Below are 23,041 nucleotides of genomic sequence, written 5' to 3'. Positions count from 1 at the left end.
CACAAGCCTGTGTACTGCACAAATAGGCGCGGAGCACTAGTGCGCTAATGGGCTGCGGGCGGGCGGTGCGCGGTGTCGCCGCAGCGTGCGCGGCTACAGTGGTGCACTAGTGCGGGGAGGTGTGGTGGCAGGTCCGGGCGCAGGGCGTTACCAGGAGATCGCCGCCGAGATACGCAGGCGGATCGAGGCGGGCGAGCTCAGGCCGGGCGAGCGCGTGCCGTCGACCCGGGAGATCGTCCGGGAGTGGGGCGTCGCGATGGCCACCGCGACGAAGGTCCTCACCGAGCTGCGCCGCGAGGGGCTCGTCCGCGCCGTCCCTGGCGTCGGCACGGTCGTCGGCACGGTCGTCGGCACGGTCGTCGGCACGGTCGTCGGCACGGTCGTCGGCCCGGGTGCCGGCCCGGTCGCCGGCACAGGTGACCGTCCGGTGCCGCCGCCCGTGGGCGGCCACGGCTCGGCGGCCCCGGCGGAGGCGCCCGCCCGGGGGGCGCGGCGGTCCATCCCGGACGGAGTGCTCACGCCCGAGCGGATCATTACGACGGCGATCGCGGTCGCCGACGCCGAAGGGCTCGCGGCGGTCTCGATGCGCCGCGTGGCGGCCGAGCTCGGGGTGGCGACCATGTCGTTGTACCGGCACGTCGCGGACAAGGACACCCTGCTGCTCCAGATGATGGACACGATCTTCGGGCGGATGCGGTTGCCCGAAGAGCCGCCCCGGCACTGGCGCGGCAGGATCGAGCTGGCCTCCCGGATGCTGTGGGCGACGTTCCGGCGGCATCCGTGGCTCGCACCGGCGATGTCGGTGACACGGCCGCAGCTCATCCCCAACGCGTTCCCGTTCATGGAATGGGTGCTCGGCGCTCTCGACGATCACGGCCTCGACCCGGTGACGATGTTCACGGCCTACATCACCGTGTTCAACCACATCCGCGGCACCGCGATCAACCTGGAGTTCGAGGCGGAGGCCGAGGCGCTCACCGGGCTGAACGCCGACGAGTGGATGGACGCGCACCAACCGGCGTTCGAGGCGATCACGGCGGGCGGTGGGCTGCCGTTGTTCGAGCGGCTCGGCGCGGCCGGCGGATACGACTTCGACATGGACGCCCTGTTCGAGTTCGGTCTGCAGCGGCTTCTCGACGGCATCGCGATGCTCTTCACCGGGACACGCTGAGCGAAGGGACCGCGGTCAGGGGCGGCGGGGCTCCGATCCGGCGACCTCGTCGGCGGGGGCGGCCTCACGCATCCGGGCGTCGCGGCGGCGGACGTACCAGAGCCCGAACAGGCCGAGGCCGATGCCGACGACGCAGACCCAGGCGGGGCGCGGATCGGGCGGTCTGACCACCAGCAGCACGACGGCCAGGGCGATCGCCCACAGCACCGTTCCGGTCAGGATCGTGACGGTGTCCCTCGTCCTGAGAGGCATGGGGTCGGGGTGGCGCTCGCTCACGCCAGCCAGCTTAGAAGGTCGCGCAGGTGAGCCGGTATCTTCATGACAAACCAGTCACGAAAGGACAACGCTGCTCCCCTGGCTCTTTCCGCGGATGGTAAGGGCCTGCGACTCTGCGCGCGTGAATGCGAACCCCATGAACACCCCTAATTTTCTCGATCGATACTTCTCCATCTCAGCTCGCGGATCCACCGTCGGACAGGAGGTCCGCGGCGGCTTCGCCACTTTCTTCACGATGGCCTACATCGTGGTGCTCAACCCCCTGATCATCGGCACCGTGGCGGACAAGACGGGCCAGTTCCTCGGCGACGGGGAGAACCCCAACATCGCGCTGGTCGCCGCGGCCACCGCGTTCGCCGCGGGCATCCTCACGATCATCATGGGCGTCTTCGGCCGGGTGCCGTTCGCCCTGGCGACCGGTCTCGGCCTGAACGCCTTCCTCGCCTTCGGCATCGCCAGCCAGATGTCGTGGGAGGACGCGATGGGCCTGGTGGTGCTGGAGGGCATCGTCATCGCGATCCTCGTGGTGACGGGCTTCCGGGTGGCGGTTTTCCACGCGATCCCGGCACAGCTCAAGACAGCGATCAGCGTCGGCATCGGCCTGTTCATCGCGCTGATCGGGTTCGTCGACGCCGGGTTCGTCCGGCGCATGCCGGACGCGAGCAACACCACGGTTCCGGTGAAGCTCGGCGCGCTCGGCAACGGCTCGCTGACCGGGTGGCCCACGCTCGTCTTCGTCGTCGGCCTGCTCGTGACGGCCTTCCTCGTGGCCCGCAGGGTCAAGGGCGCCATCCTGATCGGCATCGTCGGCACCACGGTGCTCGCCATGATCGTCGAGGCCGTCGGCAAGATCGGACCGCAGACCCCCGACGGCAGCAACCCCAACGGGTGGTCCCTCAACGTGCCCGCGTGGCCGAAGAACTTCATCGAGCTGCCCGACCTGTCGCTGCTCGGCCAGTTCAGCCTGTTCGGCAGCTTCGCCAAGATCGGCGGTCTGGCGGCCGTGATGTTCGTCTTCACGCTCATGCTCGCCGACTTCTTCGACACGATGGGCACCATCGTCGGTGTGGGCCGCCAGGCGAACCTCGTCAAGGAGGACGGGACCGTCGAGCGCACCAAGGAGATCCTGCTGGTCGACTCGCTCGCGGCGGCGGCCGGCGGCGCGGCCGGTGTCTCGTCCAACACCACCTACATCGAGTCGGCAGCCGGCGTCGGCGAGGGCGCGCGCACCGGCCTGGCGAGCATCGTCACCGGTGTGCTGTTCCTGCTGGCCATGTTCTTCGCCCCGCTGACGGAGATCGTGCCGTTCGAGGCGGCGACCCCGGCCCTGGTGGTGGTCGGTTTCCTGATGATGACGCAGGTCAAGGAGATCGACTTCAGTGACTTCGAGACCGCGATCCCCGCGTTCCTGACCATCGTGCTCATGCCGTTCACGTACTCGATCACCGCCGGCATCGGCGCGGGCTTCGTGAGCTACATCGCCATCAAGGTGTTCCGCGGCAAGGCGCGCGAGCTGCACTTCCTGATGTGGCTGGTGGGCGCGCTGTTCGTCGTGTACTTCGCCCTCGAACCCATCAAGACCCTGCTCGGCCTGTCCTGAGCGTCGCACCCTGTAACGGGCCGCCGGGGCCTTCGCCCCGGCGGCCTTCCGCGCGTCGGCCGGGTGGCCTCCGCGAGCCGCTCCCCCACAGGGGGGATGCGCTTCCCCCGCACACGGGAGTGCTGCCGGGCGCGTCGTGTCTACGGTCGAGTCATGCTCGATTCCGCTTACCCACGACGTTGGCCGGCGTACGCGCTGGCCGTGCTGTTCCTCGGCTACTCCGCGGGGAAGGCCGCCTTCGCCCTGCAGGGCCGGCTGGGCTTCCCGGGCGGCCCACCCGTGTCGGCCGCCGAGACGCAGGGGTACCTCATGGATGCGGCCACCGCGCAGTGGCTCGCGACCGCCTCCGGAATTGTGGGCGCGTGTGTCGCCCTCGCCACGGTCACGCCGCTCGGGCGCACGGCACCGAGGACGCTGATGCTGCTCGTGCTGACCGTGATGCTGGCGGCTGTCGGAGGCGGCGCGGGCATCATGATCCTGGACGGGTTCGTCGGCATGGGTGTGGGCTGGAAGTGGTATCACGGTGTGCTCGGCATCGTCGTGATCGGGCTGTTCGCTGAGATGTTCCGGTCTTACGCGAAAGCGACGACACGTGTCGCGGGCTGACTGGAAGCGGGTGGGCGGCTACGGCGCGGCGGCCTGCTGCGCGGCCTACGGATCGATGAAGCTCGCTCAGGCGCTGGGAGCCGGGGCACTGGCCGACAAGGATCCCCTGCCGCCGGGGCTGCGGGAGCGGCTGCTCGCGCGCGATCCCCTGTTCGTGACGAGTCATTGGGTGCTCGCCGGCGCCGCGGCTGTCGGTGTCGTCGTGGCGCTGGCCACCGTCCGTCCCCGAAAAGCGGCATTTCCGCGCCGGCTGCTGCCGGCGATCGCCTGGACACTGGGAATCTTCATGATCGCCCGGTCGGCCGGAGCGCTGGGGTTCGGGTTCGTCGGCGACGCGCTGGTGCTGGCCGGGGTCTCCTCGGTGCCCGCCGAGCACGCCGCGCTCGCTCACGACCTGGCGCGGTGGGACCTGCTGCTGTGGTCGCCGTTCTTCCTGCTCTGGGGCGCGTGCTGGACGGCGGCCGTGTGGCGGCCGAGACGATCTGTCGGGGCCGAGCGCTAGTGTCGTGACGTGGCCGTGAGGGGACAGCGACGGGTGCCGGTGGAGCTGTTGCCCCGGCTCCGGCTGGCGCGCGACCGCATCGACCGCGACTATCGCGGCGAGCTCGATCTCGACGCGCTCGCGGCGGTGGCCGGGATCTCCAAGTTCTACTTCGTCCGCTGCTTCGAGGCGGCGTACGGCGAGACGCCGATGCGATACCTGACCCGGCGCCGCATCGAGCGGGCCCAGGACCTGTTGCGCGGGGCCGATCTCACGGTCACCGAGATGTGCATGGCAGTGGGGTTCACCAGTCTCGGGTCGTTCTCGGCCAAGTTCCGTCAGCTCGTGGGCGAGAGCCCGAGCGGTTACCGCGACCGGTGGGCGGCGCGCGGCGGGCCGCACGTCCCCGGGTGCTGGCTGTTCATGCGCGGGGTGCTCGACCTCACCGGCACGGCCGCGCCGCGGAAGGGGCCCCCGGATTGTGCAATTTTGGAGAAGCCCAGGTCAGAGGGGTCTCAGTAGCGTCCTCGGCATGATTAAGAACGTCTCCCTGATGATCGTGTACTGCCTCGACCAGGACGCGGCGCGGGACTTCTACGTCGATGTGCTCGGCTTCGTCCCGCGCACCGACATCAGTATGGGCGAGGACTTCCGCTGGGTCACCATCTGCCACCCCGACCATCCGGAGCTCGAGCTCACGCTCATGAAGCCGGGGCCGCCGCAGGACCCCGAGACCGCCGGCTTCTACCGCCGTCAGCTTGAGAAGGGGCAGGCGGGCGGCCTCGGCCTGCGGGTCGACGACTGCCGCAGGACCTGTGCGGAGCTCACCGCCAAGGGCGTCACGGTCCTGCAGGAGCCCGAGGAGCGGCCGTACGGTGTGGAGGCGGTCATCCGCGACAACCAGGGCAACTGGCTCGTCCTCGTCGAGCCGAGGGAGTTCACGCCGGAGGACTTCGCCTGACGCCGGCGCACGTCGGGAAGGCCCGGGCCCCACGGGGCCGGGCCTTCGTCGTCCGCAGGCCCGGTGACGTGCCGGTACGGTGTGTCGCGATCACCGTGCAGAGCCGGACGGTTTGGAGGAATGCGGACATGCGCCATATAGTTAGCAAAGGTAATGACTTATGCTAACGAACGCCCAGAACTTGCGCAGCGACGCCGCTCTCGCGTCCGCCTTGCGCGTGTCCCTCGCCCGGTTGACGCGACGGATGCGCAGGCAGGCCGCGCACCACTCACTGACGCCCACACAGCTCGCGACACTCGTCGCCGTCGAGCGCCACACCGCAATGACCCCCGGCGAGCTCGCGGAGCACGAGAAGGTGCAGCCACCCTCGATGACCCGCGTGATCGCCAAGCTGGAGGAGCGGGGTCTGCTGGCACGCAGTCCGCATCCGACCGACCGGCGGCAGGTGACGGTCAGCGTGACGCCGCAGGGAGCGGAGCTGCTGAAGGAGGAACGCCGCACCAAGGAGGCCTGGCTGGCGCAGCGGCTCAAAGACCTGACGCCGGAGGAGAGGGCGGCACTGCGGGCGGCGGCGCCGATCCTGGAGAAGCTGTCGACGATGTAGGCGGCATGTTCCGTTCGCTGCGGAACCACAACTACCGCCTGTTCGCCGCCGGGGGCGTCGTCTCCAACGTCGGCACCTGGATGCAGCGAACCGCCCAGGACTGGCTGGTCCTCGACCTCTCGCACGGCCGCGGCTCGGCGCTCGGCGTCACCGTTGCGCTGCAGTTCCTGCCGACGATGCTCTTCGGCATGTTCGGCGGAGTGATCGCGGACCGCTACCCCAAGCGTCGCATCCTCATGGTGGCCCAGACGCTCATGGGGCTGCTGGCGCTCACCATGGGCGTGCTGGTGATCACCGGCACGGCCCAGGTCTGGCACGTGTACGCGATGGCGTTCACGCTCGGCCTGGTGTCGTGCGTCGAGGTGCCCACGCGGCAGTCGTTCGTCGTGGAGATGGTGGGCCGGCGGGACCTGCCGAACGCCATCGCGCTGAACAGCTCGACCTTCAACCTCGCCCGGGTCGTCGGGCCGGCCGTGGCCGGTCTGCTGATCTCCTGGATGGGCACCGGCCCGATCTTCGTGCTGAACGCCGCGTCGTTCGCCGCGGTGATCACCGGCCTCGCGCTCATGCGGGTGTCCGAGCTGCGCTCGCCCGAGCCCGTGCCGCGGGGCAAGGGCCAGCTGCGGGAGGGCCTGCGCTACGTCGGCAGCCGACCCGACCTGCTGCTGCCGCTGCTGCTCGTGGCGTTCATGGCGATCTTCGCGCAGAGCTTCTCGACGAGCATCGCCCTGATGGCCAAGCAGGCGTTCGGCGCGGGCGCGTCCTCCTTCGGCGTCGCGTCCAGCGCGTTCGCCGTCGGGGCGTTCGGCGGGGCGCTGCTGGCCGCGCGCCGGGTGAAGCCGAGCCGCCGGTTCCTGATCGCCGGGGCGCTGTGCTTCGGGCTGTTCCAGGTCGCCGCCGGGCTCGCCCCCGGATACCCGGCCTTCCTGCTGATGCTCGTCCCCGCGGGCATGGCGATGATCACGGTCAACACGACCGCGAACACGATCGTGCAGCTCGGCGCCTCGCCCGAGATGCGCGGCCGGGTCATGGGGATCTACGTGCTGGTCTTCACCGGAGGAGCCCCGATCGGGTCGCCGCTGGTCGGCTGGCTCGCCGAGCTGGCCGGCCCCCGGGTCTCGGTCGTGGCCGCCGGCGTGCTGAGCATGTGCGGCGTCTTCCTGGCGGTGCTGGTGACCCGGATGGTCGCGGCACGCGTGGCCCGCACGGAAGAATCGGCACGTGAGCAGATTGTTCGTGGCGCTGCTGCCGCCGCCTGAGGCGCTGGCGGAGATCGCCACGGCGGTCGGCCCCGTACGCGCCGAGTGGTCGCAGCTGCGCTGGGTCGATCCCGCGCTGTGGCACGTCACCGTGGCCTTCCTCGGCGAGGTGCCCGACGAGGCCCTGCCCGAGCTCCGCGTCCGGCTGGCCCGGGCGGCCGCCCGCCACTCCTCGCAGACGGTGGCGTTCGGCGGCGCCGGCGCCTTCCCCTCCGCCTCCCGGGGACGCGTCTTCTGGGTCGGTCTTGACGCCGGACCGGCGCTGACGCGGCTCGCCGATTCGGTGGCGGCCGGAGCCCGGCGGGCCGGGGCGGTGGAGACCGACCGCAAGCGGTTCCATCCCCATCTCACCCTGGCCCGATCCAGGACCCGGTCACGTCACGGCGACGACCTGCGCCCCCTGGTCGGCGCCCTGAGCGCCTTCGGCGGGCGGCGCTGGGAGGTGTCGTCGGTGCACCTCGTACGCAGCCACATCGGGGCGAGTGTGCGCTATGAGCAGGTCGAGGCGTACCCACTGGCAGTCCGCGACTAGGCTCCATGACGTGGATCGTCCTCGACGCTGGCTGTTGCCCACGGTGCTCGCGCTGCTCGTGCTCATCGTGATCGTCGGCGCACTCCTCAATTCCGCCTGATCACCAGGCGTACTCCTCCGGTGCGGTCTTGAAGCCGGGGAAGATCTCGTCGAGCCGGGCGAGCGCCTTGTCGTCCAGCTCGATCTCCAGCGCCCGCAGCGTGCCGTCGAGCTGCTCGACCGTGCGGGGGCCGATGATCGGCGCGGTGACCGCGCGCTGGTGCAGCAGCCACGCCAGGCCGACGTTGGCCGGGTCCTCGCCGAGCTCGTCGCAGAACGCCTCGTAGCGCTCGATCTTGTCGCGGTGCTTGTCGAGCTGCGCGACGATCATGTCGGACGCCGAGCGGCCCTTGTCGATCTTGCGCAGGATGCCGCCGAGCAGGCCGCCCGCCAGCGGGCTCCACGGGATCAGGCCGAGGCCGTAGTCCTCACAGGCCGGGATGACCTCGAGCTCGGGGGCGCGGACGAGCAGGTTGTAGTGGGACTGCTCGCTGACCAGGCCGAGGGTGCCCCGGCGCCGGGCCGACTCCTGGGCCTTGGCGATGTGCCAGCCGGCGAAGTTCGACGAGCCGACGTACAGGATCTTGCCCTGCTGCTTGAGGATGTCCATGGCCTCCCAGAACTCCTCGAACGGGGTGTCCCGGTCGATGTGGTGGGCCTGGTAGACGTCGATGTAGTCGGTCTGCATGCGGCGCAGCGAGGCCTCCGCCGCCCGCCGGATGTTCAGCGCCGACAGCTTCTCCTCGTTGGGCCAGTCGCCCATCGAGCCGTACAGCTTGGTGGCGATGACCGTACGCTCACGACGGCCCCCGCCCTGGGCGAACCAGCGGCCGATGATGTTCTCGGTGATCCCCTCGCCCTTGACCCAGCCGTACACGTTGGCCGTGTCGAAGAAGTTGACGCCGAGCTCGTGGGCGCGATCCATGATCGCGAAGGAGTCCTCTTCCGTGGTCTGCGGACCGAAGTTCATGGTCCCCAGGCAGAGCTTGCTGACCAGCAGGCCGGTGCGGCCAAGGTGTCCGTATTCCATGCCCCCACCCTAGGTACCTGGAGTGGACTCCAGGCGAGCCCGGCGCGCCTCAGAGGCGGAAGTCCCAGGTGAGGCGGCCTTCGGCGAGGTCGTCGGCGAGGCCGCGGACGAACTCCAGCTCGGTGGCGATCTGCCCCCGCTGGTATTCGGACTCCACGAGGAAGAGGCGGGCGACGAAGGTCAGGCTCTCGGTCAGCTCGGCGTCGAGCGCGGCCAGCCGCGTCTCCAGCGCGGCGATCCGCTGCCGCAGCGCGGCCAGCGCCTCGTCCGGCGCCAGCACGGGCAGGAAGGCGAGCGCGGCCGGGAACTCGGGGAACTCCCGGGCCGGGGTGGACAGCATGGTGCGCATCCACTGCTTGAGCGTCTCCCGGCCCAGTTGGGTGGCCTCGTAGACCGTGCGCTCCGGCCGGTTCTCCTCGCGGGTGGTCTCGCGGACCGCGAGCAGCCCGTCGCGGAGCAGGCGGTCGATGGTCTGGTACACGCTGTTGCGCTGCGCGACGTTGACCACGTCGTCCTGGTGGCGCTCCTTGATCAGCTGCTGCATCCGGTAGGCGTGCATCGGCGACTCGCAGACCAGGGCGAGCACCGCCGTGGCCAGGGGAGAGCGCCGCGTCGACATGGCGCCCATCATAGGGGCCTTGTCGGCAAATAGTCATAATATGTATAGTTACAGCATGACCAAGAGAGCTCTGATCATCGGGGGCGGGATCGCGGGTCCCGTCACGGCCATGGCGCTGCGGCGCGCCGGAGTCGACAGCGAGGTCTTCGAGGCCTACGACCGGGGAGCCGAGGGCGTCGGCGCCTTCCTCACGGTCGCGCGCAACGGACTGGAGGCCCTGCGGCTGCTCGGCCTGGACGACGTCGTCGGCGGCCTGGGCATGGACACGCCGGTCATGGAGATCCGCAACGCGCGCGGCAGGCTGCTGGCGACCACGAGGCAGCCGAGCCGCACACTCCGGCGCGCCGACCTCTATCAGGCGCTGCGCGACGAGGCCGTACGGCGGGGCGTGCCGATCCACTACGGCAGGCGCCTCGTCGACGCCGCGAGCACCCCGCGAGGGGTGCGGGCGGTCTTCGCGGACGGGAGCGAGGCCGAGGGCGACCTGCTGGTGGGCGCGGACGGGCTGCGCTCGCGCACTCGCACCCTCATCGACCCCGGCGCTCCCCGCGCCCGGTACGTCGGGCTGCTGAACACGGGCGGCTACGCCGAAGGCGTGCGGGCGCCGGGCAGGCCGGGGGTCTGCTACTTCGTCTTCGGCAGGCGGTGCTTCTTCGGCTACATGGTCCATCCCGATGGGCAGGTGTGGTGGTTCGCCAACCCGCCGAGCCGCAGGGAGATGAGCGCGGAGGAACTGGCGGCGATCACTCCCGAGCGGTGGCGGGCCAGGCTCATGGACCTCTTCGCGAGCGACGCGGGACCGATGCGGGAGATCATCGCCGCGACGCCTCGCATCCTGCCGGCCTGGAACACCTACGACTACCCGACCGTGCCCAGGTGGTTCGGCGAGCGCATGGTCATCGTGGGGGACGCGGCCCACGCCACCTCGCCCTCCTCCGGCCAGGGCGCGTCGATGGCGATCGAGGACGCCGTGGTGCTGGGGAAGTGCCTGCGCGACGTGCCGGACACCACGGACGCGTTCGCCGCCTTCGAGCGGCTGCGGCGCGAGCGGGTCGAGCGCGTCGTCGCGCAGGGCAAGCGCAACGGCGACGGCAAGGCGCCGGGCGCCGGCGGGGCCTTCGTCCGCGACCTCATCCTTCCCGTGATCATGCGGCAGGTGGAGAAGCGGAACGCGCTGGCCTGGATGTACGACCACCGGATCACCTGGGACGACCACATCACGGCTTAATTGACCGATCGTTCTCATATGGTCTAGGGTCGGGGCCATGGCGAGGACCAAGGAATTCGACCCCGACGTCGTGCTGGAGCGGGCCCTGGACCTGTTCTGGCGGCGCGGATACGAGGCCACGTCGATGGCCGAGCTGGTCGAGCATCTCGGCATCGGCCGCGCCAGCCTGTACGCCACCTTCGGCGGCAAGCACGACCTCTACCTGAAGGCGCTGGAGCGCTACGTCCAGACGCGCGACCCCGACCTCGTGGAGCTGCTGTCGCAGCCCGGTCCCGCCCTGCCGGCCGTACGGGCCCTGGTGGAGATGTACGCCGAGGACTCGATCCACGATCGCGACCGGCGGGGTTGCATGATCGTGAACGCGGCGGCCGAACTCCTGCCGGACGACGAGCCGGTGGCCCGGTTCGTCGAGACCAGTTGGACGGGCCTGGAGACGGCGCTCACCTCCGCGCTCATCCGCGCCCGCGCCCAAGGGGAGATCTCCGCCGAGGCCGATCCCCGGGCGCTGGCGCGATTCGTGCTCGTCTTCCTGCAGGGGCTGCGGGTGATGGGGAAGGGCCGCGGCGATCCCGCCCGCGTCCGCGACGCCGCCGCCCAGGCCCTCGCGCTCCTCCGCTGATCTCCCCGTGGAAAGAGGAGTGCGCTTTGCCATGCCCTCATTATTGACTGATCGATCTAAAAAGACGGCGGTGTTCGCCGTGCTCGGCGGGGCGCAGGTCACGCTCGTCGCGGCGATCACTCTCCTCACCGTGCCGCTGCCGGCCGTGCAGCGGGAGTTCGGCCTCGGACAGGGGGACCTGGCGCTGCTGAGCTCGGCGTACGGGCTGACCTTCGGCGGGCTGCTGCTCCTCGGGGGCAGGCTCGCCGACCGGTGGGGCGCCCGGGAGATGTTCCTCGCCGGGATGGCCCTGCTCGCGCTGGCGTCGGCGGCGGGCGGGCTGGCTCCGGGCCACGCCGTCCTGCTCGCCGCGCGCTTCGCCCAGGGAGTGGGCGCCGCGATGGCCGCCCCCGCGGCCGTCTCCCTGGTGACGCGGCTTCACCCCGACGTACGGGAGCGCGAGCGCGCGCTGGCGGTGTGGGGCACCCTGTCGGCCACCGGGGCCGTCGCCGGCAGCCTGCTGTCCGGCCTCGTCGCCGCCGTGGCCTCGTGGCGCTGGTCGTTCCTCCTGCCCGCCGCCGTCGGCGTCGCAGCCGTGCCCGCCGGGGCCCTCCTGCTGCCGCCCGTGCCGCGTACGGCGGCCCGCCTCGACCTGCCCGGCGCGCTGCTCGCCACGGCGGGGCTGGTCGCGTTCGCCTACGGTCTTCTGCGGGGCGCGATGGTCGTCACCGCCGCCGGACTGCTGCTGACGTGCGGTTTCGTCGCTCTTCAGGCGAGGACGCCGCGGCCGCTGCTGCCGCTGCGGCTCGTGGCGCACCGCCGCAGGGGCGCCGCCCTGCTCGTCGTCTTCGTCACGGCGGCCGCCGGCGCGGCGACCACGTTCCTGCTCAGTCTGCATCTGCAGCAGGGGCGCGGGCTGTCGCCGATCCGCACGAGTCTGGCCTTCCTGCCCTTTCTCCTGGTCGTCGTCATGGGCCCGGTGAGCGGCCGCCTGCTGCGCCGCTTCGGTGCGCGGCGCGTGCTGGTCGCCGGGCTGGTGCTCGCGGCGGTGTCGATGGCGCTGCTCGGCGACATCGGGGCCGGGGGAAGCGTGCTCGCCGGGCTGCTGGTCTTCCCGGTCGCCTCGGGACTGGCCTTCTCCGGCGCCACTGTGACGGCCCTCGACGACGTGCCCGCCGAGGACGCCGGGGCGGCCGGGGGACTGGTCAACACCGCAATGGAGGCGGGGCCCACGGTGGGCCTCGCCGTGCTCGTGGCGCTCGCCGCCGCCCGCACGGGCCACGTGCCGGCGGGCGGCACCCGGGCCATGACCGAGGGCTACGGATTCGCCCTCACCGCCATGGCCCCGGTCTTCCTTCTCGCGGCGGCGACGGTCGCCGTCGCGCTGCCCCGATCGGAGGAGCGACGATGAGGTTCACGGACAAGGTGGTTCTGGTCACCGGAGCGGGTTCCGGCGTCGGCCGGGCGGTCGCCCGGGGGTTCGCCCGGGAGGGCGCCGTCGTGGTGGCGGCGTCACGCAACCCCCAGGCGCTGGAGCAGACCGTCAAGCTGATCGAGGCCGAGGGAGGCCGGGCCGCCGCGCTCGCGGTGGATGTCACCGACTCGGCCGATGTGGCCCGGCTCGTCCGGGAGATCGTCACCCGGTTCGGCCGCCTCGACGTCGCGGTCAACAACGCCGGGATCTTCGCCGCAGGCACGGTCGCGGACATGCCGGAGGACGACTGGGCGCGGGTCATGCTGGTGAACGCGACCGGGACCTTCCTCGCGATGAAGCACGAGGTCGCCGCGATGCGCGCCCAGGGCTCCGGCGTGATCGTCAACATCGCCTCGAACATCGGGGCGCACAAGAGGGTTCCCGGGCTGGGCGCCTACGCCGCGTCCAAGGCCGCGGTCAGCGCGCTGACCCGTACGGCGGCGCTGGAGAACATCGCGGCGGGCGTCAGGATCAACGCGGTCAGCCCGGGACCGCTGGACACGGAGATGTCCATGCGCCCCGGCGAGACCGCGGACGACCGGGCGGCCCGGCTCCGGGACCAGTTGCCGATCGGCCGTGTCGGCACCCTCGACGAGATCACCGGCACCGTGCTCTGGCTGGCCTCCGACGACGCCGGCTTCGCGGTGGGGCTCGACCTGGCACTCGACGGCGGCGCCTCGGCCTGAGGCCCTCCGGGACGGCGGGACCTCGTCGGCGAGGGTCTCCCAGACCAGGTCGTTGGCGAAGGTCATGCGGCCGGCGCGGGAGACGACCAGACCCGCCTGGGCCGCCTGGTCCAACGCGTCCCACACCGAATCGCCGCCGGCTTCGGCGACGAGCGCGGGGTCGAAGTCCCGGCCGATCAGAGCGGCGATCCCGAGGACCGCGCCGACCCGCGGCCCCAGCTCGGCAACCCGCCGGCGGATGAGTTCCGCCACCGCGGCGGGCACGGTTTCCGCCACCGGACCCCGCGCGCGCCGGCTCAGGATCTCCCGCAGGAAGAACGGATTCCCCCCGGTTCGTTCTGTCAGCCGGCGCGCGGCCGGCTCGTCCAGCGTGACGCCGGCATCGGCGGCGAGGGCGCCCACCGCCCGGGCGTCCAGACCCTCGAGCCGGACTCTCACCAGGTCGTAGCGGGCCAGAGCACACAGCAGATCTTCGGCCGCGTGCCCGGCGGTGCCCTGCGGCGGGGAACAGCGGAAGGCGGCGACGACGGTTACGGGCGTGTCGCCGGGCACGGCGCGCAGATGGATCAGGACGTCCCCGAGCAGCTCGACGGATGCCGGGTCCGCACGGTGCAGGTCGTCGAGGACGACGACCAGCGGCTGCTCGCGTGCGGCGGCGGCCAGCCATCGGGCGACCGCCCCGCCGCGGCGCGCGGACGCCGTGACCGCGGGCGGCACGTCGTCCAGCAGGTCCCGCAGGGCGGAGCGGTCAGCGGGAGGGCGGCTCCGCAGGAGCGCCCCCAGCACCTGACGCCACGGCCCGAAGGGGCGCGCCTCGCCGGCGTCGTCACAGCCGCCCCACAGCACCAGATGTCCGAGCCGGGCGCGGTCCTCCCGGAAGGCCGCAAGCAGGGCGGTCTTGCCGATGCCCGGCTCCCCGCCGACCGCCGCGACCGCCGGCGCCGCGCCCGGCCGCATGGTCGTCAGTTCCGCCAGTTCCCGCTCCCGGCCGCGCAGCGGCGGCCGCTCCCGGGGGACCTCCGCAGGGGCCTCCGCAGGGGCCTCCGGAGCGTGCGCCACGGCAGCGGGGACGGGTCCCAGGCAGGGGGCGTGCCGGAGGATGTCCGCTTCCAGCGTCCGCAGCGCCGCGCCCGAGGTCGTCCCCGGACGGCGTCCCAGGCGGCCTGCGGCGCGGCGCAGCACGGCCAGCGCGTCGGCCTGCCTGCCGGTGCGGTAGAGCGCCAGCGCGAGCAGGCACCACAGCCGCTCCCGGGACGGGTTGGCCTCCGTCTCCCCCTCCAGGCCGCCGATCACCGCCTGCGGCCGGTCCAGGTCCAGCAACGCCTGCGCGCGCCGCTCGACCGCCGCCGCACGCTGCTCCCACAACCGGTCCACCTCGGCGACGGCCCACGGCTCGTCGCAGAACTCCCCGTACGGGAGACCCCGCCACAGCCCCAGCGCCTCGTCGAGCAGGGGCAGCGCCTCCGCCGCCGGCCGGCCTTCCGCACCGCGCACCAGTTCTTCGAAGCGCAGGGCGTCGACGTCCGAAGCCGCCAGCGCGTACCCGGGAGGACGCGAGATCAGCAGAGACGGCGGGGTACGCGGCGCGCGGCCCGGCTCTACGGCCCGGCGCAGTCTCGACACGTGCGCTCGCAACGTAGCCACGGCACAGGCCGGAGGCGCGCCGCGGTACACGTCGTCGACGAGCCGCCCGACCGGCACCACGCCTCCCCGCGCGACCAGCAATCTGGCCAGCAGCGACCGCTGGACGGGCCCGCCCAGATCGACGGGCGCGCCTTCGCCGTCGTGGGCCTCCAGGGGGCCGAGGACGCGGAACTCCGTCCGCGTCGCCGCGTCCGTGGGCATGAGCGTCCTCCCGGCAGGGCAGTCCTTCGCGGACTTCCAGACAACAGGGAAGGACTTGCATCCAACTGGCCGGGGACTTGGGCCGGAGGAGGATCAGTGAGCGGGAGTCGCGGCGAGCCCGGCCGGCTGACCCTGATGGCGGACCAGGTGGGCGTAGTGAGCGCCGTAGGCCATCAGGTCGTCATGGGTGCCCGCCTCGACCAGCCGGCCGCGGTCCAGCACGACGATGAGGTCGGCGTCCCGGATGGTCGACAACCGGTGGGCGATGATGATCTGCGTCTGCCCGAGCCGTAGCAGGTTCCGGCGGATGCGCTCCTCGGTCGCCGCGTCCAGGCTGGCGGTCGACTCGTCGAGCAGCAGGATCCTGGGGCGGCCGGCCAGGGCGCGGGCCAGCGCCAGACGCTGACGCTGGCCGCCGGACAGGCGCCCGCCGCCCTCGCCGACGTCGGTGTCGTAGCCCTGCGGGAGCCGCACGATCTCGTCGTGTATCTCGGCCAGGCGGGCGGCGTACTCGGCCTCCTGCCTGCTCAGGCCGGAGAAGCCGGCGATGTTGGCCATGACCGTGCCGGCGAACAGGTGCGGCTGCTGGGTGACGACCCCCACCTGCCGGCGCAGCCACCGCCGGTCGAGATCCTCCAGCGGCACGCCGTCGAAGCGGATCTGCCCGGAGGACGGCTCGACCAGCCCGATCAACGCCCGCCCCAGCGTGGTCTTGCCGGAACCGGACGCGCCGACGATCGCGACCCGCGCACCGGGCGGAACGCGCAGCGACACGTCACGCAGCACCGGGCTGCGCGCGTCGTAGCCGGTGCTGAGGCCGGTGACGGTGATGGCGCCGCGGAGCCCGCCGGCCAATCGGACGCCGCCCTGCCGCTCCGGCTCCGCGCCGATCAGGTCGGCGATCCTGCCGACGTGCGCCGCGGCGAGCTGGAGCTGGTACACGATGCCGAGCAGCGACGTGAGCGGCGCGGCCGCCGAGGCGGCGAGGGACACCAGGGCGAGCTGGTCGCCCAGCGTCGCGCCGTGGCCGGCGGTGGCGAACACGGCGACGAGCAGCCCCAGGTCGAGCGCCATCCCCAGCGCGTGGCTCGCCGCCTGCACCCCGGCCACGTGCCGGTTGCGGGCCGCTCCCGTGGCCAGTTCCTCGTCGTGCCGTTCACGCCAGCGGGCGACGGCCGCCGCCTCGCCTCCGGTCGCCTTGATCGCCTCGATGCCGGCCAGGCTGTCGACGAGGGCGGACTGGGTGGAGGCGTTGGTGTGCAGCGCGGCGAGGGCCAGGTGCGTGCCGCGCCGGGCCGTCACCAGCACCACGCCGGCCTGGAGGGTGGCGGCCGCGAGCGTCAGCACAGCCATCCCGGGCGAGGCCACGAGCAGCAGCGCCAGATAGGTCACGGCGGTGAACAGGTCGAACAGGAAGGCCAGCGCCTGCTCGGTGAGCAGGTCGCGCAGCATCGCGACCCCGCTGAGCCGGCTCAGCAGGTCTCCTCTGGAGCGGCGTTGGAAGAAGCGGTACGGAAGGGCCAGTGTGTGGCCGACGAGCCTGCGCATCATCTCGGCCGCCACCGAGGTCTGCAGCCTGATGAGCGCCCAGGCGCGCGTCCAGGCGATCAGCGCGTGCGCGGCGACGACGCAGAAGGCGGCCGCCGAGAGCGTCGTCACGTCGGTCTCCACCGGCCGGTCCACCACGAGCTTGGTGAACACCGGCACGGCGAGGCCGGCGAGTTGCGTGCCGAGCGAGGCCAGCAGCACCGCGATGATCAGCCCCCGGTTCGCCAGCGCGGGCACGACCAGGGGGCGCAACACCCGCCACGGCCGGGACCTGACGGCGGGCGTGAGCCCGGAAGGGGCGTCGGCGAGCAGCACCGTGCCGGAGTAACCGGCGCGGAACTGCCGCCGCGACAGCCGCCGGCGCCCCCGCGCCGGGTCGAGGACGCTGACGCCGCGCGGCGTCACCCGTTCGACCACGACGAAGTGGTTGTTCTCCCACAGGGCGATGAACGGCGCGGGCAGCCCGGCGAGGGTGTCCATCGGGGCGCGGCAGGCGCGCAGCCGCAGCCCGAAGCGGGCCCCGGCCTGGATCATCTCCCGCAGGCTCACCCCGTCGACGCCCTCGGGCAGGTACTCGCGGACCTCGGCGAGGCTCGTGCGGCGGCCCAGCCCGCCGAGGACCATGGCCAGGCAGGCCGCGCCGCACTCGCTGCGCGTGAGCTGCATCTGCAGCGGGACTCGCCGTCTCACAGCCAGAACCAGCGGATCTCGGCGGTGCGCCGCCGCTCGTCCAGCCATGCCTGGAACGCGGCGTCGCGCGCCGCGTCGAGCACCTCCGGTGCCTCGGGGTCCGGCGGGACGACCTCGTACACGACCCCGGCCAGATAGCCGCCGTCGTGGGGCACGGGCCCGGCCGCCGCGCCGGCGGGGACGTCCCGCAAGGGCTCGGGCAGACGGGGGGTGAGCGTGGCGGCGGCCTCCAGCCGCAGCCCGGCGGCGTCGCCGGGCGGCAGCAGCGCCGTCGTCACCCGGTTCGCGAACTCGGCCGCCGGGCCGTGGAGCAGGGCGCGCAGCGGCTCCGGGCGCGGTCCGGTCACCCAGGCGGCCCGCCGTACGGTGAAATGTTCCGGGTGCTCGGCGAGATGCCGCCGGGCCGGCTCACCGGCGAAGCGCTCGCGGACCCGCGCGATGCGCGCCTGCGTCTCGACGTGGTTGCGGAACGCCTCCTCGGACATGCCGGTCTCGGCCAGCCACTCCAGCGTCCGGGTGCGGGTGGTGAGCCCGCGGCGGAGGCGGAACCCGTCCGCGGCCCGCTGTTTCTCGGCGGCGGTCAGCGGCTCGGGGTCGCCCTCTATTTCGCCGAGGAGGACGCAGTGGTCCACCAGTCGTTCGTGCAGGCGCGGGTCACGGGCGCCGAGGGCGCGGAGGGTGAACAGCGCGGTCGCGACCGGAAGCTCGTGCCCGTCGACGCTGAGGACCTTTCCCGCCGCCCAGTGGGTGGAGTGGTCGACGAGCCAGGGGACGCCGTCGTCGACCTCGGCGGACAGGGCGACCGTGCCGCCCTCGGGGTGGGCGAGGAGCAGGTCGTAACCGGCCCTGGTCGTTCCCGGCGGCTGGTCGACCACGAGATCGGCGTGGAGCCACGGCCGCCGGGCGGCCCAGTCCCGGACGCGCCGGTGCGCGTCGGCGACCCTGTCGCGGGCGGGCGGCAGTCCGCGCAGGAGCGTGACGGCGTCGGCGAGGTCCGCGGCGAAGGCGGGTCCGGGCCGAAAGGCAGTGGTTTCCGGGTCAGTGCGCATCGGCGGATTCCTCGGTGAGGGGGCGGATGGTGGCGCCGGCGAGCCAGTCGGCGATCGCGTCGCTGATCGGCATGCCGGTCAGCATCTCCACGAAGGCCCACTGCCCGTTGACATTGAGCTCCAGGAACACGTACCGGCCGTCGGGAGTCACGATGAGGTCCAGCGCGCCGTAGCTCAGGCCGAGCCCGGCGACCAGGCGGACACTGCGTTCCGCGACATCGGGCGGCAGGTCGTAGGCGGAGTAGCCCACCTTGGGATCGTCGTAGTGCCGCCAGTCGACGGCGGTCAGCCGGGACGCCTGGGAGTCGATGCGGGCGGCGAAGACCCGCTCGCCGACGACCGTCACCCGCAGCTCGTACGCCTTGGGGACCTGCGGTTGCAGCATCGCCGGGCCGTGCCGGAGCCGGTGCCGGCCGGACAGCCGTCGCCGCGGCACCACCTCCGTGTAGAGGTGGCCGAACTCGCCGTCCACCGTGAACTGCCGGAAGTCGATCGATTTGGTGACGAGGCGGCCGCCGGCCCGGTTCCAGGCCGGGACGAGTTCGCCCGGGTCGTTCGTCACCACGGTGTCGACGATGGTGAACCCCAGTTCGGCGGCGCGGTACAGATGCAGCAGCTTGTTGTCGATCGCCCGGGCGTGGCGGGGCAGCGCGGGCATCCACCTCGCCCCCACCATGAGGTCGTACGCGCCGTCGAGGGCGTGCGCGGCCACGTGTTCGGCGAAGTCCCGCTGCGACGGCTCCCGCACGTCCGGGGCCGACGGCCTGCCGGGACGGCGGTACCAGACCGCGCCGACCTTCGACAGGTCGTACGTCTCACCCCGGTGCGTCAGCGTCTGCCGCCATCGGCCGTCGAGGTGCTCAGTGGTGAGTGTGGAGGCCCCGGGATAGTCGCCCTCGTCCCACCACAGCAGCGGCACGCCGCGCTCCCGCAGCTTGGGCAGCACGGCGTGCACCGAGTCGTCGCGCGAACCGCTGATGATCATCAACACGTCTGGGCCCTCCTTGCCCACATGCGGCGGGGAGCCGGCGCCCGCGGGCACCGGCTCCCCGTTCGTTGGGTCCGCGACCGGGCGACGGGCTCGGCCGCACCTGGTCGTCCGGTCGTCGGCAGGACCGGGCCGCGCTCGGTCGGCGGCCCGGTCACCGCGTCGTCAGCGGTCGGCCGGGAGGGTGTCGGTCTTCGTCCCGTTGGCGTAGGAGCTGGACACGTAGCCCGTCCCGGGGCTCATGCTCGCGCTGATCACACTGCCGTCGTCCTGGACGATGTCCAGGCCGGCGACGGTCTCCAGCGCCGCGCCCGAGAGCTCGGTGACGCCCGCGGGCAGGTCCTCGATCTTGAGAATGTCACGCATGACATTTCCCCCATCTGGTTGTGCGGGGCCGCGACCTGCGGCCCTGCACCCATCCTGGAGAGCGCCGTTTGGGGTTCTCTTGACCGCTCTTGGCCTGTCTTGGTTCGTCTTGGTCGCGACTGCGGTCACAAAGCGGCGGCACGGTCCCGCCACCAGGTCAGCCCGTTCTCGCCCGCGAGCCGGGCCACCAGTTCGCGGTGCCGCCGTGCCGCGACGGCGTCGTCCATGGCGGTGGCGAGCAACGCGAGGTACCAGTCGACCGGCCCCAGGCACATGACCCCCGACCAGGCGGACACGCGCCCGCTGAAGGGCAGCAGCGCCGTGTAGGTCAGGCGGCAGGCGCCGGCCTGGCCGAGGGCGGCCTGGGCCGCCGCCTGCAGGCAGGTCGTGTTCAGCCACGACCAGTCCTTGGGCGGCGCCTGCCGGCCGCCCCGGGCCAGCTCAGCCGCCTCTTCCGTCCGGCCCTGCGCGCAGAGCCGCAGGATGCGGGCGTCTCTGCCCATGGAGGGGTGGAAGGCGGCGGTGCGGTCGATGTACGGCCCGGCGTCCGCGATGGTGCCGCGGTGGTAGTGCAGCATGACGCGTCCCATGGCGACGAGACCGTCGGCGTGCCACATGTCGATGGCGCCGATCTGGCGTACGGCCTCGTCGTACATGGCGTCCGCCTCGTCGAACCGGCCGTCGAGGGTGAGCCGTACGGCCCGCCACATCGTGTGCTGGAAGCGGGGCCACGGCAGCGGCAGCCGTTCCAGGATCTCGTCGCACCGTGCGGCGGCCTCGTCCGCGCCCCGGACGTCGAAGGTCTCCAGCCTGGCGTTGGTGTACAGCAGTTGCGCGAGCAGTTCGTAGCCCGGGGACTCCGTCCGCAGCGCCAGCGCGTGCAGCTCGTCGGTCATGTCCCGCAGCTCGCCGACGTGCAGCGGCTGGGGGAGGGACAGGTGCCGCGCGTTGAGCATGCCCATCAGCAGGACCGGGTCGTCCAACCGGCGGGCCATCCGCACCGCCTGGGCGGAGAGTGCGTCGCAGCGGGGGTTGTCCGTCCCGTCGTACAGCTCCTGCGCCAGGCCGCCCAGCAGGCGGGCGCGTTCCGGGCTGTCGTCCTCCGGCAGCGCCCGCAGGCAGGTCTCGAAGCGGTGCACCAGCCGCAGCTCCACCGCCTCGTAGGGGTCGCGCAGCGTCCACTTCGCGGGGGCGTCGAGCGCGGTCAGCGCGCGGGCGGTCAGCTCGGGTCCCGCTCCGGCCCGGTCGGCGGCGCGTACGGCCTCGGCCCGGGCCTGCCGGGCCCCGAACAGGTCCCCCGCGTCGAGCAGGGCGCGAACCTGACGGAGCAGCAGCTTTACATGGTCGAGAGGGTCACCGGCGCAGGCGCCGTGCGCGGTGATCGCCCGGCCCCACCACGCGGCCGCCTCCTCGAAGGCCATGCGCAGACTCGCCTGCTCGGCCGCCGCCCGCGCCCAGTGCGCCGCCTCGCGGTAGGCGGCCGGGCCGGCCTCGACGGCGTGGTGCGCGATCGCCGTCACGTCGCTCCCGGGGCGGGAGGCCAGCGCGGTCATCACGTCGCGGTGCAACGCCGCCTTCCTGAGCGGCGGGATGTCCGCGAGCAGGGTCTCCCGCACCAGGTCGTGCGCGAACGTCATCCGATGGGCCCGCGCGGCGACCAGACCCGCCCGCGCCGCGTGGTCGAGCGCGTCGTACGTCTCCGCGCGCCCGGCCTCGGCGACGACGGCGGGGTCGAAGGTCCGGCCGATCACGGCGGCGATCCTCAGGGCCTCGCCGGTCTCCGGGGGGAGCAGGGCGATCCGCCGCCGGATGAGGTCCGCCACCGCCGGGGGGACCGCGTCCAGCGTCCGGCCCTGGGCGAGCAGGCGCACGCTCTCGCGCACGAAGAACGGGTTGCCGCCGGTGCGCGCGGTGAGCCGCCCCGCCGTCGTCTCGTCCAGGTCGGTTCCCATGTCCGCCGCGATCGCCCGTACGGTGCCGGCCTCCAGCCCGGTGAGGTGGATCCTGAGCAGCTCGTACCGGGTGATGCGGCTCAGCAGCTCGTCCACGGTCAGGCCGCGCGCGGGCTGGGTGCCGCCGGACGCCGCGGCGCCGGTGAACATCGCGTCGCGGAAGGCCGTGACCAGGGTGAGGGGCACGGGCCGGGCCGCGCCCTCGGTCAGCATGACCACGTCCCTCAGCAGTTCGAGTGAGGCGGGATCGGCCCAGTGCAGGTCGTCCAGGACGATCAGCGTCGGACGTGAGCGGGCGGCGGCGGCGAGCCACTGGGCGATGGCCTGGTTGCGGCGGAGCCTGGCGGCCTCCGTGGTGCCGGTGGGCGCCTCCTCGTCCAGGAGACCGGCCAGCGCCGGCCGGTCGGGCGGCGGGCACACGAGGGCGAGCGCGTCCAGCACTTGGAGCCACGGCCACAGGGGCGGAGCTGCGCGGGTTTCGTGGCAGTTGCCGCTGAGGACGAGATAGCCCAGGTCCTCGCAGTGGCGGCGCAGGGCGTCGAGCAGGAACGTCTTGCCGATTCCCGGTTCGCCGGTCACCGCGGCGATGGCCATCCCCTCGTGGTCCGTCCGGTCGAGCAGCGTCTTCAGCTCGGCCAGTTCCCGCTCCCTGCCGATGGCGGCGGAGGGCACGGGCCGGAGCGCGGCGGTGTCCTGGAGGATCTCGGTCTCGACCGCCAGCAACTCGGGACCCGGGTCCAGCCCGAGCCGCTCGAGCGCGTCCCTCGCCCGGTGCGTCGCGGACAGGGCGTCGTCGCGCCGGCCGGCACGCCACAGCGCCAGGGCGAGGAGGGACCACAGGCGCTCCCGCAGCGGATGCTCCGCGGTCTCGGCGCCGAGGTCGTCGATCACCGCCTGGGGACGGCCGAGGGCGAGCAGCGCCCGTGCGCGCCGCTCGACCGCGACCAGGCGCAGTTCGGCCAGCCGGTTCGTCTCGGTGACCGCCCATGGCTCGTCGGCCAGATCGCCGTAGGCGGTGCCGCGCCAGAGTCCGAGCGCCTCGTCCAGGGCGACCAGCGCCTCACCCGGCGGGACCGTCTCCGCGGCCTCCACCAGGCCGGTGAAGCGGATCGCGTCGACGTCCCGGGTGGCGAGCAGGTAGCCGGACGACCTGGACAGGAGCAGCTCGGGTGCGGCGCGCGGCTCCCGGCCGGGCTCGATGACACGGCGCAGGTTCGCGATGTAGGCGTGCAGCGTGGCGCGCGCCCCCCGCGGAGGATCCTCGCCGTACAGGTCCGCGATGAGGGCGTCGGTGGAGACGACGGTGCCGCGTGCCGCGAGAAGCCGCGCCAGGATGGCACGCGGGCGCCCCCGGCCCAGGTCGACGGGGAGCCCGTCGTCGCCGCGCACCTCGATGGGGCCGAGAATCCGGAACTCCACCCTCTGCTCCCACCTGTGGA

General features: G+C 72.7%; 21 protein-coding genes and 1 pseudogene. 13 read left to right on the top strand and 9 right to left on the bottom strand.

From position 1 onward, the window contains the following. Nucleotides 1–124: 124 nt before the first annotated feature. Nucleotides 125–1,171 (top strand): TetR/AcrR family transcriptional regulator C-terminal domain-containing protein, encoded by a 1,047-nt coding sequence (locus AAH991_RS15005; RefSeq protein ID WP_346226411.1) that lies wholly within the window; start codon nucleotides 125–127, stop codon nucleotides 1,169–1,171. A gap of 15 nt (nucleotides 1,172–1,186) precedes the next feature. Here the strand turns inward: AAH991_RS15005 and AAH991_RS15000 are convergent, their stop codons facing one another. Further along, nucleotides 1,187–1,447 (bottom strand): DUF2530 domain-containing protein, encoded by a 261-nt coding sequence (locus AAH991_RS15000; protein ID WP_346226410.1) that lies wholly within the window; start codon nucleotides 1,445–1,447, stop codon nucleotides 1,187–1,189. A 94-nt stretch (nucleotides 1,448–1,541) separates the two neighbouring features. Here AAH991_RS15000 and AAH991_RS14995 point away from each other — a divergent pair, with 94 nt between their 5' ends. The 8 genes from AAH991_RS14995 (at nucleotide 1,542) to thpR (ending at nucleotide 7,490) form a co-directional block, all read left to right on the top strand. Then, on the top strand, nucleotides 1,542–3,047 hold the full coding sequence (locus AAH991_RS14995) for an NCS2 family permease (RefSeq protein WP_346226409.1): 1,506 nt from the start codon (nucleotides 1,542–1,544) through the stop codon (nucleotides 3,045–3,047). A 153-nt stretch (nucleotides 3,048–3,200) separates the two neighbouring features. Beyond that, a complete protein-coding gene (locus tag AAH991_RS14990) occupies nucleotides 3,201–3,653 on the top strand; it encodes a hypothetical protein (RefSeq protein WP_346226408.1) in 453 nt (150 codons plus the stop codon). Beyond that, nucleotides 3,640–4,155: a DUF3995 domain-containing protein gene (locus AAH991_RS14985; RefSeq protein ID WP_346226407.1), complete on the top strand. Its 516-nt coding sequence runs from the start codon at nucleotides 3,640–3,642 to the stop codon at nucleotides 4,153–4,155. Before AAH991_RS14990 ends, AAH991_RS14985 begins: the two co-directional genes overlap by 14 nt. Before the next feature lie 9 nt (nucleotides 4,156–4,164). Beyond that, nucleotides 4,165–4,656 carry a helix-turn-helix transcriptional regulator gene (locus AAH991_RS14980; RefSeq protein WP_346226406.1) on the top strand — a complete coding sequence of 164 codons (492 nt, stop codon included), beginning with the start codon at nucleotides 4,165–4,167 and terminating at the stop codon, nucleotides 4,654–4,656. Nucleotides 4,657–4,666: 10 nt separating this feature from the next. Beyond that, entirely contained in the window at nucleotides 4,667–5,095 is a 429-nt protein-coding gene (locus AAH991_RS14975; protein ID WP_346226405.1) for a VOC family protein, read from the top strand. A 160-nt stretch (nucleotides 5,096–5,255) separates the two neighbouring features. Beyond that, nucleotides 5,256–5,699 carry a MarR family winged helix-turn-helix transcriptional regulator gene (locus tag AAH991_RS14970; RefSeq protein ID WP_346226404.1) on the top strand — a complete coding sequence of 148 codons (444 nt, stop codon included), beginning with the start codon at nucleotides 5,256–5,258 and terminating at the stop codon, nucleotides 5,697–5,699. Nucleotides 5,700–5,704: 5 nt separating this feature from the next. Continuing rightward, nucleotides 5,705–6,958, top strand: coding sequence for an MFS transporter (locus AAH991_RS14965; RefSeq protein ID WP_346226403.1), 1,254 nt, complete (start codon nucleotides 5,705–5,707; stop codon nucleotides 6,956–6,958). Then, nucleotides 6,921–7,490: an RNA 2',3'-cyclic phosphodiesterase gene (thpR, locus tag AAH991_RS14960; protein ID WP_346226402.1), complete on the top strand. Its 570-nt coding sequence runs from the start codon at nucleotides 6,921–6,923 to the stop codon at nucleotides 7,488–7,490. Before AAH991_RS14965 ends, thpR begins: the two co-directional genes overlap by 38 nt. A gap of 100 nt (nucleotides 7,491–7,590) precedes the next feature. On the opposite strand, the gene AAH991_RS14955 is transcribed toward thpR, so the two are convergent. Both AAH991_RS14955 and AAH991_RS14950 read right to left on the bottom strand, forming a co-directional pair. Further along, nucleotides 7,591–8,559 (bottom strand): aldo/keto reductase, encoded by a 969-nt coding sequence (locus AAH991_RS14955; protein ID WP_346226401.1) that lies wholly within the window; start codon nucleotides 8,557–8,559, stop codon nucleotides 7,591–7,593. A 49-nt stretch (nucleotides 8,560–8,608) separates the two neighbouring features. Next, the gene (locus tag AAH991_RS14950; RefSeq protein WP_346226400.1) at nucleotides 8,609–9,178 is read right to left on the bottom strand and encodes a PadR family transcriptional regulator; all 570 of its coding nucleotides are present in this window, start codon (nucleotides 9,176–9,178) and stop codon (nucleotides 8,609–8,611) included. 55 nt (nucleotides 9,179–9,233) lie between these two features. On the opposite strand from AAH991_RS14950, the gene AAH991_RS14945 reads away from it, so the two are divergent. The 4 genes from AAH991_RS14945 to AAH991_RS14930 all read left to right on the top strand — a co-directional run bounded on the left by AAH991_RS14945 (nucleotide 9,234) and on the right by AAH991_RS14930 (nucleotide 13,164). Further along, nucleotides 9,234–10,406, top strand: coding sequence for an FAD-dependent monooxygenase (locus AAH991_RS14945; protein ID WP_346226399.1), 1,173 nt, complete (start codon nucleotides 9,234–9,236; stop codon nucleotides 10,404–10,406). 37 nt (nucleotides 10,407–10,443) lie between these two features. Then, nucleotides 10,444–11,025: a TetR/AcrR family transcriptional regulator gene (locus AAH991_RS14940; protein ID WP_346226398.1), complete on the top strand. Its 582-nt coding sequence runs from the start codon at nucleotides 10,444–10,446 to the stop codon at nucleotides 11,023–11,025. Nucleotides 11,026–11,095: 70 nt separating this feature from the next. Next, the gene (locus AAH991_RS14935) at nucleotides 11,096–12,415 is read left to right on the top strand and encodes an MFS transporter (protein ID WP_346226397.1); all 1,320 of its coding nucleotides are present in this window, start codon (nucleotides 11,096–11,098) and stop codon (nucleotides 12,413–12,415) included. Then, the gene (locus tag AAH991_RS14930; protein ID WP_346226457.1) at nucleotides 12,412–13,164 is read left to right on the top strand and encodes an SDR family NAD(P)-dependent oxidoreductase; all 753 of its coding nucleotides are present in this window, start codon (nucleotides 12,412–12,414) and stop codon (nucleotides 13,162–13,164) included. Before AAH991_RS14935 ends, AAH991_RS14930 begins: the two co-directional genes overlap by 4 nt. Before the next feature lie 579 nt (nucleotides 13,165–13,743). Here the strand turns inward: AAH991_RS14930 and AAH991_RS14925 are convergent. The 6 genes and pseudogenes from AAH991_RS14925 to AAH991_RS14900 all read right to left on the bottom strand — a co-directional run. Then, a pseudogene (locus AAH991_RS14925) lies at nucleotides 13,744–15,009 on the bottom strand (AfsR/SARP family transcriptional regulator); the annotation flags it as partial. Nucleotides 15,010–15,102: 93 nt separating this feature from the next. Further along, nucleotides 15,103–17,247: a peptidase domain-containing ABC transporter gene (locus tag AAH991_RS14920; RefSeq protein WP_346226396.1), complete on the bottom strand. Its 2,145-nt coding sequence runs from the start codon at nucleotides 17,245–17,247 to the stop codon at nucleotides 15,103–15,105. Further along, nucleotides 17,244–18,296, bottom strand: coding sequence for a TIGR04500 family putative peptide maturation system protein (locus tag AAH991_RS14915; RefSeq protein ID WP_346226395.1), 1,053 nt, complete (start codon nucleotides 18,294–18,296; stop codon nucleotides 17,244–17,246). The genes AAH991_RS14920 and AAH991_RS14915 overlap by 4 nt, the downstream gene beginning before the upstream one ends. Further along, entirely contained in the window at nucleotides 18,286–19,281 is a 996-nt protein-coding gene (locus AAH991_RS14910) for an MvdC/MvdD family ATP grasp protein (protein ID WP_346226456.1), read from the bottom strand. Before AAH991_RS14910 ends, AAH991_RS14915 begins: the two co-directional genes overlap by 11 nt. A gap of 168 nt (nucleotides 19,282–19,449) precedes the next feature. Next, nucleotides 19,450–19,650, bottom strand: coding sequence for a hypothetical protein (locus AAH991_RS14905; protein ID WP_346226394.1), 201 nt, complete (start codon nucleotides 19,648–19,650; stop codon nucleotides 19,450–19,452). 125 nt (nucleotides 19,651–19,775) lie between these two features. Beyond that, nucleotides 19,776–23,021, bottom strand: a complete 3,246-nt coding sequence (locus AAH991_RS14900; RefSeq protein ID WP_346226393.1) for an ATP-binding protein — start codon at nucleotides 23,019–23,021, stop codon at nucleotides 19,776–19,778. Nucleotides 23,022–23,041 lie beyond the last annotated feature (20 nt).

The organism is Microbispora sp. ZYX-F-249, from assembly GCF_039649665.1.
In the GTDB taxonomy this organism is placed as follows: domain Bacteria; phylum Actinomycetota; class Actinomycetes; order Streptosporangiales; family Streptosporangiaceae; genus Microbispora; species Microbispora maris.
This window is presented reverse-complemented; position numbering and strand designations above follow the sequence as displayed.

Excerpts from the sequence above, each read along its gene's own strand:
- AAH991_RS14995 (WP_346226409.1), top strand. The coding sequence starts at position 1,542 with ATGGTAAGGGCCTGCGACTCTGCGCGCGTGAATGCGAACCCCATGAAC.
- AAH991_RS14990 (WP_346226408.1), top strand. The coding sequence starts at position 3,201 with ATGCTCGATTCCGCTTACCCACGACGTTGGCCGGCGTACGCGCTGGCC.
- AAH991_RS14975 (WP_346226405.1), top strand. The coding sequence starts at position 4,667 with ATGATTAAGAACGTCTCCCTGATGATCGTGTACTGCCTCGACCAGGAC.
- AAH991_RS14970 (WP_346226404.1), top strand. The coding sequence starts at position 5,256 with ATGCTAACGAACGCCCAGAACTTGCGCAGCGACGCCGCTCTCGCGTCC.
- AAH991_RS14965 (WP_346226403.1), top strand. The coding sequence starts at position 5,705 with ATGTTCCGTTCGCTGCGGAACCACAACTACCGCCTGTTCGCCGCCGGG.
- AAH991_RS14955 (WP_346226401.1), bottom strand. The coding sequence starts at position 8,559 with ATGGAATACGGACACCTTGGCCGCACCGGCCTGCTGGTCAGCAAGCTC.
- AAH991_RS14950 (WP_346226400.1), bottom strand. The coding sequence starts at position 9,178 with ATGTCGACGCGGCGCTCTCCCCTGGCCACGGCGGTGCTCGCCCTGGTC.
- AAH991_RS14945 (WP_346226399.1), top strand. The coding sequence starts at position 9,234 with ATGACCAAGAGAGCTCTGATCATCGGGGGCGGGATCGCGGGTCCCGTC.
- AAH991_RS14940 (WP_346226398.1), top strand. The coding sequence starts at position 10,444 with ATGGCGAGGACCAAGGAATTCGACCCCGACGTCGTGCTGGAGCGGGCC.
- AAH991_RS14930 (WP_346226457.1), top strand. The coding sequence starts at position 12,412 with ATGAGGTTCACGGACAAGGTGGTTCTGGTCACCGGAGCGGGTTCCGGC.
- AAH991_RS14915 (WP_346226395.1), bottom strand. The coding sequence starts at position 18,296 with ATGCGCACTGACCCGGAAACCACTGCCTTTCGGCCCGGACCCGCCTTC.
- AAH991_RS14910 (WP_346226456.1), bottom strand. The coding sequence starts at position 19,281 with ATGATCATCAGCGGTTCGCGCGACGACTCGGTGCACGCCGTGCTGCCC.
- AAH991_RS14905 (WP_346226394.1), bottom strand. The coding sequence starts at position 19,650 with ATGCGTGACATTCTCAAGATCGAGGACCTGCCCGCGGGCGTCACCGAG.